Below are 13,697 nucleotides of genomic sequence, written 5' to 3'. Positions count from 1 at the left end.
ATGAGCACCATCACGACCGAGGAGCTCTCGGCCACCACGCTGCTGCGGTTCGCCACGGCGGGCTCCGTCGACGACGGCAAGTCCACTTTGGTCGGGCGGCTGTTGCACGACTCCAAGTCGGTCCTCACCGACCAACTCGAAGCCGTACAGCGGGTGTCGGCCGATCGCGGCCAGGACGCACCCGACCTCGCGCTGCTCACCGACGGGCTTCGGGCCGAGCGGGAGCAGGGCATCACGATCGACGTGGCGTACCGCTACTTCGCCACGCCCCGGCGCCGGTTCATCCTCGCCGACACGCCCGGTCATGTGCAGTACACCCGCAACATGGTGACGGGTGCCTCCACGGCCGAGCTGACGGTGATCCTCGTCGACGCGCGCAACGGTGTCGTCGAACAGACCCGGCGCCACGCGGCGATCGCGGCGCTGCTGCGGGTGCCGCACGTGGTGCTCGCGGTCAACAAGATGGACCTGGTCGAGTACAAGGAGACCGTGTTCGCCGCGATCGCCGAGGAATTCACCGCGTACGCCAGCGAGTTGGGCGTCCCGGAGATCACCGCCATCCCGATCTCGGCGCTGGCCGGGGACAACGTGGTGGAGCCGTCCGCGCACATGGACTGGTACGGCGGACCCACCTTCCTGGAGCACCTGGAGTCGGTGCCGGTCGCCCATGACCTGAGCCACTGCCACGCGCGGCTGCCCGTGCAGTACGTGATCCGGCCGCAGAGCGCCGACCTCCCGGACTACCGGGGGTACGCGGGTCAGATCGCGGCCGGTACCTTCCGCGTCGGCGAGGCCGTGACCGTCCTGCCGTCCGGGCGGGCCACGAGGATCTCCGGGATCGACCTGCTCGGCAAGCCGGTGCGGACGGCGTGGACCACGCAGTCGGTGACCCTCCTCCTTGAGGACGACATCGACATCTCGCGCGGCGACCTCATCGTGCCCAGCAAGGACGCCCCGGCGACCACGCAGGACATCGAGGCGACGGTCTGCCATGTCGCCGACGCGCCGCTGACCGTGGGCCACCGGGTCCTCCTCAAGCACGGCACCCGCACGGTGAAGGCGATCGTCAAGGACATCCCCTCCCGGCTCACGCTCGACGACCTGTCCCTGCACCCGCACCCGGGACAGCTCGTCGCCAACGACATCGGCCGCGTGAAGATCCGCACCGCGGAGCCGCTGCCGGTGGACTCGTACGCCGACTCGCGCCGTACGGGCTCGTTCATCCTGATCGACCCGGCGGACGGCACCACGCTCACCGCCGGCATGGTCGGCGAGTCGTTCGCGGCGCCGGAGCCGGTCAAGGACGCGTCGGACGACGACGGTTGGGACTTCTGACATGACGGCCAGGGACTTCTACTCCACGTTCGCGAAGGAGGGCGGCCGCGTCGGCAGCGGCGCCCTCGGCAGCGGGCAGGGCGGAGTGGCGCGATGTGCGGGCTGACGTACGCGCACTGCCTGCGCGCCCCGTCCCCCCACCCGCCGTCCCGGACGCGACGAAAACGAAGACCTGCCGACCTCCCGGCCACGAACTGAGACCGTGACCGCCGGGCCAACGAGAGGAACACCTCCCGTGCCTGCCAACCGCTCGACATACCTGCGTCGCGGCATCGCCGTGATCGCCGCGCTCCCGCTGCTCACCCTCGCCGCCTGCGGTTACGGGTCGGACTCCAAGAGCACCAACACCAAGGAGAAGGTCGCCGCCGGGTCCTCGAAGATCGAGGGTCTCGACACCGTGAAGATCGGCTACTTCGGCAACCTGACCCACGGGACCGCGCTGGTCGGCCGTGAACAGGGCTTCTTCCAGAAGGCGTTGGGCGCCACCAAGGCGTCGTACGCGACCTTCAACGCCGGCCCGTCCGAGATCGAGGCGCTCAACTCGAACTCCATCGACATCGGCTGGATCGGCCCCTCCCCGGCGATCAACGGCTACACCAAGTCCGACGGCAAGAGCCTGAAGATCATCGGCGGTTCGGCTTCGGGCGGCGTGAAGCTGGTCGTCAACCCGAAGAAGATCACGTCCCTGAAGGACGTCAAGGGCAAGAAGATCGCGACGCCTCAGCTGGGCAACACGCAGGACGTGGCGTTCCTCAACTGGATCGCGGACCAGGGCTGGAAGGTCGACGCGCAGAGCGGCAAGGGTGACGTCACGGTCGTCCGCACCGACAACAAGATCACGCCGGACGCCTTCAAGGCCGGTTCGATCGACGGTGCCTGGGTGCCGGAGCCGACCGCGTCGAAGCTGGTCGCCGAGGGCGGCAAGGTGCTGCTCGACGAGTCGACGCTGTGGCCCGACAAGAAGTTCGTGATCACGAACATCATCGTGTCGCAGAAGTTCCTGAAGGCGCACCCGAAGGTCGTCGAGGCCGTCCTGAAGGGCTCGGTCGCGGCCAACAAGTGGATCAACGCCAACCCGACGGAGGCGAAGGCCGCGGCGAACAAGCAGCTGGAGGCCGACTCCGGCAAGGCGCTGCCCGCCAACGTCCTCGACCCGGCGTGGAGTTCGATCCAGTTCACCAACGACCCGCTGGCCGCCACCCTCAACTCCGAGGCGGAGCACGCGGTGAAGGCCGGTCTGCTGGAGAAGCCCGATCTGAAGGGCATCTACGACCTGACCCTCCTCAACAAGGTCCTCAAGGCGGACGGCGACAGCACGGTCGACGCCGCCGGCCTCGGCACGAGCTGATCGAGGAATCCCGATGACTTCCCAGGAGGTGACGACCATGGCCACGACCCTCGCCAAGGAGACCACCGCGTCGGTCGAGTACGCGACACGCCTTGAGCATGTCTCGAAGTCCTTCGCGACACCCGGTGGGCAGCAGCTCGTCCTGGACGACATCACCATCGATGTCGCGCCGGGCGAGTTCGTCACCCTCCTGGGGGCGTCGGGCTGCGGCAAGTCCACGCTGCTGAACCTGGTGGCGGGGCTCGACAAGCCCACCGCCGGGTCCATCACGACGGACGGCCGCCCGGCACTGATGTTCCAGGAGCACGCCCTCTTCCCGTGGCTGACCGCGGGCAAGAACATCGAACTCGCCCTGAAACTCAGGGGAGTTCCGAAGGAGGAGCGGCGCGGCAGGACCGAGGAGCTGCTCGAACTGGTCCGGCTGCAGGGCTCGTACGGCAAGCGCGTGCACGAGCTGTCCGGCGGGATGCGCCAGCGGGTCGCCATGGCCCGCGCGCTCGCCCAGGAGAGCCGGATCCTGCTGATGGACGAGCCGTTCGCGGCGCTGGACGCCATCACGCGGGACGTCCTGCACGACGAACTGACCCGTATCTGGGGCGAGACGGGGCTCTCCGTCCTGTTCGTCACGCACAACGTGCGCGAGGCGGTACGGCTCGCGCAGCGGGTCGTCCTGCTGTCCTCCCGTCCCGGCCGGATCGCCCGCGAGTGGACGGTCGACATTCCGCAGCCGCGCCGTATCGAGGACGCGCCCGTGGCTGAACTGTCCCTTGAGATCACCGATGTACTGCGTGGGGAGATCCGCCGTCATGGCCAGCAGTGAGACGAAGACGACGGACTCGATCGGAGGGGCGGCGGCGGGCACCCTCGGGCAGATCGTCTCCGTGGAGGCCGGTCTGGACGCCCTGGACCTCGTCGTCACCAGCCGTCCGACCTTCCGGCAGACCTTCGTCAACAAGATCTTCCCGCCGATCGTCGCCCTCGCGGTGGTCATGGTGGTCTGGTTCATCCTGACGCCGATCGTCGACGACCCGAGCAAGCTGCCCTCGCCGGGCGCCGTGGGAGCCGAGTTCAAGGACGCCTGGCTTCAGGGCAATCTGCTCGGCTACATCTGGACCAGCGTCTCGCGCGGTCTGCTGGGCTTCTTCTTCGCGCTGCTGATCGGCACCCCGCTGGGCCTGGTGGTGGCGCGGGTGAAGTTCATCCGCGCGGCGATCGGCCCGATCCTGTCCGGGCTCCAGTCGCTGCCGTCGGTGGCCTGGGTGCCGCCGGCCGTGATCTGGCTGGGTCTGAACAACTCGATGATGTACACGGTGATCCTGCTCGGCGCGGTCCCCTCGATCGCCAACGGCCTGGTGTCCGGCGTCGACCAGGTGCCGCCGCTGTTCCTGCGGGCGGGCCGCACGATGGGCGCGACCGGCATCAAGGGCATCTGGCATGTCACGCTGCCGGCGGCGCTCCCCGGCTATGTGGCGGGCCTGAAGCAGGGCTGGGCGTTCTCGTGGCGCTCGCTGATGGCGGCGGAGATCATCGCGAACTTCCCCGATCTCGGCGTGGGTCTGGGCCAGTTGCTGGAGAACGGCCGTACCGCCAGCGACATGGCCATGGTGTTCGAGGCCATCGTCCTGATCCTGTTCGTCGGTATCGCCATCGACCTGCTGCTCTTCAGCCCGCTGGAGCGGTGGGTGCTGCGCAGCCGCGGTCTGCTGGTGAAGAGCTGAGCTGAGTCCCATGCAGCAGAGGCCGGTCCTCCTCGTCATCGCCCACGGCAGCCGCGACCCGCGGCACGCCGCGACCGTCCACGCCCTCGTACGGCGGGTACGGTCGCGGCGGCCCGGGCTGCGCGTGGAGACCGGCTTCCTGGACTTCAACCTCCCTTCCGTGCAAGGGGTCTTGGAGTCACTGGCGGCGGAGGGCGTCCAGGACGTCGTAGCCCTCCCGCTGCTGCTGACCCGCGCGTTCCACGCGAAGGCGGACATCCCCGCGGTCCTGCGGGACGCACCACCGCGGCTGCGGATCAGGCAGGCGGAGGTCCTCGGCCCGTCGCCGCTGTTGCTGCGGGCCCTCGAACGGCGGCTCCACGAGGCCGGGTTGACGCCCGCCGACAAGTCCTCGACCGGAGTCGTGCTGGCCTCGGCGGGGTCCACCGACCCGGAGGCGATCGCGGTGATCGCCGACCTCGCGCGGGCGTGGTGGCACACCGGCTGGCGTGCCGTGCGACCCGCGTTCGCGTCGGCGGCCCTGCCCCGCACCGAGGACGCGGTACGCGAACTGCGGGCCCTGGGCTGCGCACGCGTCGCGGTCGCGCCGTACGTCCTCGCGCCCGGCTTCCTTCCCGACCGCATCGCGCGGGGCGCGGCCGAAGCGGATGTCCTCGCCAATGTGTTGGGCCCGGCACCGGAGGTGGCGCGGGTCCTCCTGGAGCGCTACGACGCGGCCCTCACCCCGGCCCTCGTGACCATCGGCGCCTAATACCTTCACGGTTCCCACCTGCCCCGATTCGCGAAAAAGGTCTCCCCCGGCCCGCGAATCTGCTGGGATGGTTCCTCGCGGAGCTAGCGGGGGAGCAGTACACGTGGCCGGTCGGGACTTCGGGCATCACTTGGGGCTGCCCCGGGCGCTGTCGGGGCTGCCGCTGAGCCCCCTCGTCGCGTCCTACGGCGAGCTCGTCGCTGTCCAACACGGGCTCGGGTTACGGCACTTGGGCGAGGCGCTGTTGCCTCCGGGCGTCGGTGGGCTGGGTGTCCTCGACGGGGTGTACGTGCTGTCCGGGGGGCGTGGTCGCCGTCGGGTGGACGTTCCGTTCCTGGAGGATCTCGCCCGCGCACCGACCCCGACCGCCGAACTCGCCGGGCTGTTGGCCGAGGTGCAGCGGTGTGATCCGCAGGCGGTGCGCAGGGTCGTGCTGTATCAGCTGATCGGGCTGTTGCAGGACCGGCCCGTGAAGGAACGCCCGCAGACGGCGGCCCAGTTGGGGGTGCACGCCGACGAGGTCGCCGCTCTCGTGGTGGCGGCCCGGGTGCGGCCCGCGCTCGACCGGCGTGAGCGGCAGGCCGCCGAGTCCCTCGCCGGGGCCTGGGAACAGCACCGGCTGCACCGGGTCCGCACCCTGCTGGAGCGACTCCCGCACGGCACCGACGACCCGGCGCTACGGTCGCTGCGGACCGAGTCGGCCCGGCGGTTCGCGGTGGTCGACGGGGCGCTGCTCGCGGCGCGGCGGGCCGAGGACGACCGGGACGCGGAGACGGCGGGTGCGGAGTATCTGCGCGCGCTGCGCGAAGTCGCCGACGACCGGCAGGCGTTGCGCGGACTGGTGCGGGTGCATCGGCCGCGGGCCGGTGAGCTGGCCGCCCTGGATGCCGAACTCGGCCTGGACCATGTGCGGTTGACGTGGGACGAGGCGGGCTCGGACGGTGACTGGCGGCTGCTGTGTCTGCACCGCGACGAACGGGGCGCCCCGACCGTGCGTGAAGTCTCCGCCCGCGACGAGGCGTTGGTGCTCGGGAGCACCGTCCGCTACGCCGCCCTCCCCCTGCGCGACGGACTCGCGGACGGCCCGCCCCTCGTCTCGCACCAGCTGCTCGTCACCCCGGAGGTGGAGGCGCTCACCCTGACGGACGGCCCGGAGCGGATCGAGGGCACCTGGAAGCGGCCCCCGGGTGCCACGGAGGTGACCGTCGAGCGCACCGGACCGGACGCCACCACCGAGCAACTCACCCTTCTTTCCGAGGGGTTCACCCTCACGGGCCTCCCGCCCGGCCGCCACGACATCCGCGTCGTCTGCCACTACCGGGCCCCCGACGGCCGGCCGGTCAGCTCCCCCGGTGTCCGCGCCACCCGCACCGTCCACCCCTGGCCCTCCCCCGTCCACACCCTCACCGCCCGACCCGAGGGCGACACCGTCCGGTTCACCTGGACCGGCGCCGAGGACGCGGACGTACGGCTGGTGGAGTGGCCCGGCGAGGCCCCGGCCCCCGGCGCCGAACTGCACACGCGGGACGTGCCCGCCGGGCTCGGCTGGCCCGAGCGGGACGGGGCGCTGTGTCCGCCGCCCGGCCTGCACGTCCGGGTCGCCGCCGTCGCCGTGCTCGGGGAGCGGGCGCTGGCCGGTCCCGGGGTGGAGGTCGAGGTGCTCCGGCCGGTGACCGGGCTCGCCGCGCGGCGGCTGCCGGGCGGGGAGGCGGAGATCTCCTTGGACTGGCCCGGCGACACCCCTCATCTCAGGGTGAGTTGGGACGCCGGTGAGCGGAGTGTCACCGCGCACGCCTACCGGCGGGGCGGGCTGCGCCTGTCGGTGGGCCCGCGGGCCGTACGGATCCGGGTCGCCGCCGCTGCCCAGGCGCCCGGCGCCGTCGTCGTCGAACCGGGCGCGGCCGAGGTGCTGTTGCCGCCCGACACGGCGATCGGCTATCAACTGGTGCGCGCGCCCCGCCGGTTGCTCGGCCGGGGGCGCCCGCTGCTGCGGGTCACCCTGTCCGCGCCGGAGGGCGAGGATCACGACGGCGCCCCCGAGTTCGTGTGTGTCGCGCGCAGCGGCACACTCCGGCCGCGCAGCGCGGCCGACGGCACGACCCTGCTGCGCATCCCCGGCACCGATCTGCTCCGACTCGGCACGGTGGAGCAGGAGTTGCCCGCCGCGCCCTGCCCGGCGCCGTACACCTTGCGCGGCTTTCTGCTGGGCGAGCACGCGGCCTCCGTACGACTCGAAGAACCGTCCCCCGCGACCCTGGTGGTGCGCTGAGCCATGACGACCGTCATCTGCCCCTACTGCTTCGCCCGTACCTCGGCGGCCAAACTGCCCTACCGGTGTCTGATGACCCCGAGCGGGGTGCGCGGCGGCACGCCCTGCGGGCCCGAACGGGACGATGTCTGGGCCGGGTTCGTGGGTCCCGGCGTGAATCCGGCGGTCCTGCTGCGGGGGCCGGTGTTCGCCCCGGCGCGCGGGATGGGCGCGCTGGCGTCCGGGCTGCGGGCCGGCGCCGGGAGCAGTGTGCCGTGCCCGGACTGCGGGGTGACCACGACCGTCCGGGTCTGCGCGTCCTGCCACAGCGACCTGCCCAGCGACTACTGCGACCAGGACAGCCGGATCATCGCGCTGGTCGGCGCGAAGGCCTCCGGCAAGAGCACCTATGTGTCCGTGCTGGTCAACGAGTTGAACCAGCGGGTCGGGCAGGCCTATCACGCCTCGCTGGCGGCGATGGGGCAGGCCACGCAGCAGCGGGACAAGGAGATGGCGGAGGACCTGTACGAGCGGCTGCGGCTGCCCGACGCGACCCGTCCCGCGGCGCTCGGCTTCAACGACCCGCTGCTGTACCGGCTCAGCGTGCCGCGCCGCGGCAGACTCGGCAGCGGCACCCGGCACACCACGCTGGTCTTCTTCGACGCGGCGGGCGAGGATCTCGCGGGCGCCGAGGCGATGAACCGGTACACGCGCTATCTGAGCGCGGCCGACGGCATCGTCCTGCTGGTCGATCCGCTGCAACTCGGCTCCGTGCGCGACCGGTTGCCGCTCCAGGACGGTCCACCGCTGCCCATGGTGGAGACACCGCCGCAGCAGATCGCCGCCGATCTGGCCGCCCAACTGCGCGCCCACGGCAAGCGCGGTTCGCGGGGCCGGGTGAGCACGCCGATCGCGGTCGCGGTGACGAAGACGGACATGCTGAAGCCGCTGCTCGACGCGCACTCGCCGGTGCTGCGCAACGCCCCCCATCCGGAGGGCACCTACGACGAGGACGACCGGCTCGCCGTGCACGAGGAGATCCGCTCCCTGATGGCGGACTGGGACTCGGGCGCCCTGATGCGTCAACTTGAGCTGGACTTCGACCAGTTGTCGATGTTCGGGCTCTCGGCACTGGGTGCGCCGCCGCCCGCCGACGCGCCCGCGGACGTACCGAAGTCGGGGCCGCAGCCGGTGCGGGTGGAGGATCCGCTGCTGTGGCTGCTCGCGCTGCGCGGAGTACTGCCGGTCCGTACCGCCGGGAAGGGGCGAGCCAAGTGACCCTGGCCCAGCTGCACTACACCTCGGCGCCGCCCGGCCCCGACGGCTCCGGCTTCCGCTTCACCGCGGTCAGCGCGGGCGTTCCGCAGGGGCTGTTGCGGGAGGCCGAGCAGCTCATCGGGTACGAGCCGCCGCGCGACTGCCCCGCCCGGCCCGACGCGGAACAGCTCAAGAGCTTCCCGAAGGCCTTCAGCTTCAGCGAACTCGCCGACGGCGGGCGGTTGTTGAGCCGCTCGGTGTACATCGGCGCCGACTACAGCGGACGCTGGGGCAACTTCCACGCGCACGCCGTCCATCTGCCGTCCGGGACCCGGCTGCCGGACGGCGTGCTGCCCATCACCGCCTGGGAGTCGCCGCGTTGGGCGGACACGACACCCCCGGACGGCAGGCCCACGCCGGTCGACCGGATCGAGCCGTCCGGGCTGCTGCGCAAGGACGCGCTGGTCGCGTTCGCGGTGTCCCGGGCCGGGTGGCTCGCGCCGTTCTTCGCCGATCTGCGGGCGGTCGCCGCGGATCCGGGTGCCGGGCAGATCGTGGTCGTGGAGCACGACAGCGCCGACGTGGCCCAGTGGATCGCGCTCGCCTGCGCGGTCCTGCCCCGCGAACAGGCGCACCGGCTCACCTTCACGACGTACACCCGCCGCCCCCAACAGGCGCGCCAGCAGCTCGTCGGCGCGCTGCCGTCCTCCGAGTCGGTGGCCCACGACCACCGCTACCGCGTCCACGACTGCACCGGCCGACAGCAGCCGTCCGGCCCGGTCGCCGACACCTGGGCCGACCTGTGCGCCCGGATCTGGCGCGCGGGCCGCCCCGACCTGTTCCACAACACCCCCGAAGACCTCGGCCAGTTGGCGGTCACCGCACTGATCGCGGGCGTCGACCTGCGCTCGGACGCCCGTACGGCGGCGGCCCGTTGGGCGGCCGAGCGGGCGGGCGAGCTGTCGGACGAGGCACTCACGGCGGTGGTCGCGGGGCTGTGCGCGGTGCCTCCGGCGGGGGCGGGGTCTGGCTCGGGGTCGGCGTCGGGCTCGGGGTGGGCGGACGGCTCGGGGTCAGCGGCGGGGGGACAGGCGGTGCCGCCCACTCCGCGCTCGGCGGGCAGCGCACGGTACTCGTCGGCCGCCTGGGATTCGGCTCAGGACACACGAACGGCGCCGGGCATCCAAGGTTCGGCGGAGTACGGACGGACCGCGTCGGGCGCCCGGAGTTCGACGAACGACGCGCAGGCGGGGCCGGGTTCCTACAACTCGGCGGGCCACACGCAGACGGGGCAGAGCGCGTACAACTCGGCGGGCCACGGACAGACGGGGGCGGGTGCCTACAGCTCCGCAGGCCACGCACAGACGGGGGCGGGTGCCTACAGCTCCGCAGGCCACGCACAGACGGGGGCGGGCACCCGCGACTCGGCGGGCCACGGACAGGCGGCACCGCCGGCCCCCGACCCGGCGGGCGACGAACAGGCCGCGCTGGCCGCCCTGTTGGTCCGGTTGGACGGGCAGGTGCCGACCCACGTGTCGGCTCCGCTCGCCGCGTGGGTGCTGGCGTCGGCGGTGCTCGGCAAGGGCCCGGTGCCCGTGCTGCGGGCCGGTTCCCTGACCCCACGTGCCCATGACGGGCTGGCCCGCGATCTCGCCCCCGCGCTGCGGGCCGGGCTCGCGGACCCGACGGAACCGCCCGCCGGACGGCCGCTCGCGCTGCTGCGGGTCGCCGACCTGCTCGACATCGACTGCCAGGACCAACTCCCGCAGCTGGCCGGGCGGTTGGCCCGGGATCTGGTGAGGGATCCTTCGGACCGTCCGGCGGGCGCGTCCGAGCCGGACGGCGACCGGAGCCGGTCACGGGACCTCCGCGCGCCTGGACAGCCGAGCCGGGACCAGCGGGCCCGTACGGGCGCCGATCCACTGCCAGCCCCACCAACGCACGCCCCGCGCACACCCGGACCCACCGACCCCTGGCGGGGCGGCACCCGCCCGACCCCACCCGCGCACAGCCCTCACACCCCCGGGCAGCCAGGACCCACCGACCCCTGGCACGCCGACACCCAGCCCGCCCGACCAACGCACGCCCCGCGCACACCCGGACCCACCGACCCCTGGCAGGCCGGCACCCAGCCCACCTCACCGGCGCGCGGCCCCCAGCCCCCCGGGCAGCCTGGGCCCACCGACCCCCCGAAGGGCGATGCCCGTCCCGCCGGGGGCTGCCCGCCCGCGGTGCTCGACGCGGTGCACGCTCATCCCGGGTTGCGGGTGGCGCTGTTCGGGTCGCTCAACGCGCTGGCCGCCGCCGAACCGGCGGCCGTGGCACGGGCGTTGACGGGGTCCGGGCTGCCCATCGGCCTCCAACCCGGTTTCCCGCATCTGCGGATGTGCGTGACGCCCGTCGGGCCGGGCGACCGGCTCACGCGGTTCCACGAAGTGCACCGCGTCGCGGGTGTCTCGCTGCTCGCCGACCCGGCGGTACTCCGCACCGCCCTGAGGCTCATCTGGTCCGGCGAGCTGCCGACCGGCCTGGAGGCGAGTCTGCTGCTGAACGAGCTGGGGTCCGACGCCCACCGTGCGGCCGGCACCCGGGACCTGCTGATCGAGGCGGCCCTCGCCGCACCCCCGGACGACCGTGACGTACCGGCGCTCGCGGTCGACCTGTTGCGCTGCTTCCACACGGAACTGCCGCCCGCTTCGCACGCGGCCCTGCTTCTCCTTGAGTTCACGGGGCAGTTGGGCACCGAGGCAGAGAGCGACGAGTGGGTCACGCGGGTACTGAGTCAGCTGGCCCGCGCCGGCGAGTCGGTACCGGACCCGGTCGTCGAGCGCGCCTTCCAGGCCCTCGCCCGGCGGCTTCTCGACGGACAGGTGCCGCCCAACGAGCTGTACGCACTCGCTCGTTCGGGTGAACCTCGGCTCCTCGCGACGTACGAAAAGGCGGGCCGTTCGGATCGGGTGGGCGACCGGCTGCGGACCGTGCCGTCGTATGTCGCCGACCTGTTCTGCGACTGGACCGCGTTCCCGGAAACCCATCCGGCCTGGAACGAGACCCGGAACACCCTGCTCAGCAAGGTGCTGCGGCCGGTCGTACGGGCGCTGCCCGCCGAGGACCAGGCCGAGGTCGAGGCGGAGCTCGGCCGCGCGGGCCGGGGCAAGCTCGACGCGTACCGGGCCTGGAACCGACCCGGCGCCCTGGGGCGTCTCGCGGGACGGCTGTCCGGACGCGGACGGCGCGCCGACCAGGCCGAGGTGTGGCCCGGCGACGTGGAACCGCCGACCGAGGGAGGGCGCAGATGACCGTCTTGTCACCCCTGACGATCCTGGCCGTCTGGACCGGGATCTTCGCGGTCGGGCTGTGCCTGGGCCGGTTGCTGTGGACGTTCCTGCGGATCGGCGCGGGGGCCGTGTGGCGGGGCCTGGGACCCTGGCAGCCGGGCCGCCCCGACCAGCGGGTCCCGCTCGTCGCCGCGGGCGCCGAACCCGCCCATCTCGGCTACTACTGGCGGCAGTTGTGGGTGGACACCTGGTCGGCCGCCCTGTACGGGATACGGGTCGTGTGGGCGGCGTACCGCGACCCGTGGCTGCACCGGACCGTACGGAACCTGTTCCACGGCCGGGACCCGTCGGGCCGCCGTGGCCGGGCGCCGATCAACCGCTTCGGGTTCCGGGTCCTCGTGGCGCCCGGCACCTTCCTGGGCGCGCTGCTCGGCGCCGTGCTCGCCACCGTCCTGCTCGCCGTGTCCCTCCTGTACTTCGGACTGCTGGTCGGTCTGGTGTGGCTGGGCTGCGCGACGGCGGTCCCGGTGCTGCGCGCGGTGGAGCGCGGCTGGGCGCTGACCCGCGGTATCCGCGTCAAGTGCCCCTACCCGGGCTGCTATCGGCCGGTCCCGCTGGCCGTGCACCGCTGCTCCGGGTGCCAGAAACCGCACAAGTCGCTACGGCCCGGACGGCACGGCGTGCTGGGGCACGGCTGTGTGTGCGGGCACCGGCTGCCCACGACCCGGCTCGCGGGGCGCGGCAAGCTCACCGCGCTGTGCCCGCACTGCGACCGGGTGTTGCCCGAGACGGTCGGCACCACCCGGGTCGTGCACGCTCCCCTGGTCGGCGGCACTTCTTCCGGCAAGACGATGCTGATGGCCGCCATGGTCGAGGGTCTGCACGCCTGGGCCCGGCACGGCGACCTGAGCGTCGAGTACGCCTCCGCCGACGACCGCCGCACGTTCAACGACATCAACCAGGAGCTGAACAGCACCGGTTGGGCCCACGCGACGACCGGCGGCCAGCCGCGCGCCCTGATGCTGACGGTGGTGCGCGGCCGACGACGCCGGCTGCTCTATCTCTACGACCCGATGGGCGAGTCGGTGAGCGAGGCCGAACGGGTGCGCGCCCAGAAGTACTTGGAGCACACGGACGGTGTCGTCCTGGTCGCCGACGTCCTGGCCGACCTCAAGGTGCGTGGACGGCTCGGCACCGAGGACGCCGAGCGGGCCGGGGCGGCACGCCCGTCCACCCAGGGCCCGTGGGAGACGTACCAGCGGCTCACCGGTGAGCTCAACGCGCTGACCGGCCGTCGGCGCGGGCGGCTGTCCGTGGCCACCGTCGTCACCAAGCGGGACGTCCTGGACCGGCTCGTCACCCTGCCGGTGCCGGGGGCGCGGGTGGACACCTGGCTGGAGGAGATCGGCCTCGGCGGACTCGTCCGGGCCATCGGGCACGACTTCAAGGAAGCCCGCTACTGGGCGGTGAGCGCCCATGCCGCCACCGGCACCGGCCCGCTGGAGAGCGAGCAACGCCGGGCCGCGGAACCGGTGTTGTGGCTGCTCGCGGCCTCAGGACTGAGGACGCCCGCGCTCAGCGCGCTCCGCGCCGAACCGGAGAAGAGGTACTCCCCGGCATGACGAAGGTGACCCCACCGATCGGACACGGACGACGGCTGCTGGCAGGCCTGTTCGTCGCCTCTCTGGTGCTCACGGCGGCCACCCTGGCCTACTTGACCTATCTGCTCCTCCTCCCATCCCTTTGACCTGTTCCTCCCCAA

The 13,697-nt window shown here is 72.6% G+C and carries 10 protein-coding genes; all 10 read left to right on the top strand.

Annotation, left to right across the window (positions count from 1 at the left end; all coding sequences use genetic code 11):
- The 10 genes from OG588_RS38960 (at window position 1) to OG588_RS38915 (ending at window position 13,682) form a co-directional block, all read left to right on the top strand.
- The gene (locus OG588_RS38960; RefSeq protein ID WP_405951326.1) at window positions 1–1,335 is read left to right on the top strand and encodes a sulfate adenylyltransferase subunit 1; all 1,335 of its coding nucleotides are present in this window, start codon (window positions 1–3) and stop codon (window positions 1,333–1,335) included.
- Window positions 1,336–1,570: 235 nt separating this feature from the next.
- A complete protein-coding gene (locus OG588_RS38955; RefSeq protein ID WP_405951325.1) occupies window positions 1,571–2,683 on the top strand; it encodes an aliphatic sulfonate ABC transporter substrate-binding protein in 1,113 nt (370 codons plus the stop codon).
- A 37-nt stretch (window positions 2,684–2,720) separates the two neighbouring features.
- Window positions 2,721–3,503, top strand: coding sequence for an ABC transporter ATP-binding protein (locus OG588_RS38950; RefSeq protein WP_405953311.1), 783 nt, complete (start codon window positions 2,721–2,723; stop codon window positions 3,501–3,503).
- A complete protein-coding gene (locus OG588_RS38945; RefSeq protein ID WP_405951324.1) occupies window positions 3,490–4,401 on the top strand; it encodes an ABC transporter permease in 912 nt (303 codons plus the stop codon). The genes OG588_RS38950 and OG588_RS38945 overlap by 14 nt, the downstream gene beginning before the upstream one ends.
- A 10-nt stretch (window positions 4,402–4,411) precedes the next feature.
- Complete coding sequence (locus OG588_RS38940) at window positions 4,412–5,152, top strand: sirohydrochlorin chelatase (RefSeq protein ID WP_405951323.1); 741 nt, start codon at window positions 4,412–4,414, stop codon at window positions 5,150–5,152.
- Window positions 5,153–5,255: 103 nt separating this feature from the next.
- Window positions 5,256–7,421 carry a hypothetical protein gene (locus tag OG588_RS38935; protein ID WP_405951322.1) on the top strand — a complete coding sequence of 722 codons (2,166 nt, stop codon included), beginning with the start codon at window positions 5,256–5,258 and terminating at the stop codon, window positions 7,419–7,421.
- A 3-nt stretch (window positions 7,422–7,424) separates the two neighbouring features.
- Complete coding sequence (locus OG588_RS38930; protein ID WP_405951321.1) at window positions 7,425–8,678, top strand: hypothetical protein; 1,254 nt, start codon at window positions 7,425–7,427, stop codon at window positions 8,676–8,678.
- Window positions 8,675–11,956, top strand: a complete 3,282-nt coding sequence (locus OG588_RS38925) for a GTPase-associated protein 1-related protein (protein WP_405951320.1) — start codon at window positions 8,675–8,677, stop codon at window positions 11,954–11,956. The genes OG588_RS38930 and OG588_RS38925 overlap by 4 nt, the downstream gene beginning before the upstream one ends.
- Window positions 11,953–13,557 carry a hypothetical protein gene (locus OG588_RS38920; RefSeq protein WP_405951319.1) on the top strand — a complete coding sequence of 535 codons (1,605 nt, stop codon included), beginning with the start codon at window positions 11,953–11,955 and terminating at the stop codon, window positions 13,555–13,557. Before OG588_RS38925 ends, OG588_RS38920 begins: the two co-directional genes overlap by 4 nt.
- A complete protein-coding gene (locus OG588_RS38915) occupies window positions 13,554–13,682 on the top strand; it encodes a hypothetical protein (RefSeq protein ID WP_405951318.1) in 129 nt (42 codons plus the stop codon). The genes OG588_RS38920 and OG588_RS38915 overlap by 4 nt, the downstream gene beginning before the upstream one ends.
- Window positions 13,683–13,697 lie beyond the last annotated feature (15 nt).

Source organism: Streptomyces prunicolor (assembly GCF_045162825.1).
GTDB classification, from domain to species: Bacteria; Actinomycetota; Actinomycetes; order Streptomycetales; family Streptomycetaceae; genus Streptomyces; species Streptomyces prunicolor.
The sequence above is the reverse complement of the archived record's forward strand: the minus strand, read 5'-3'. Positions and strand labels throughout refer to the sequence as shown.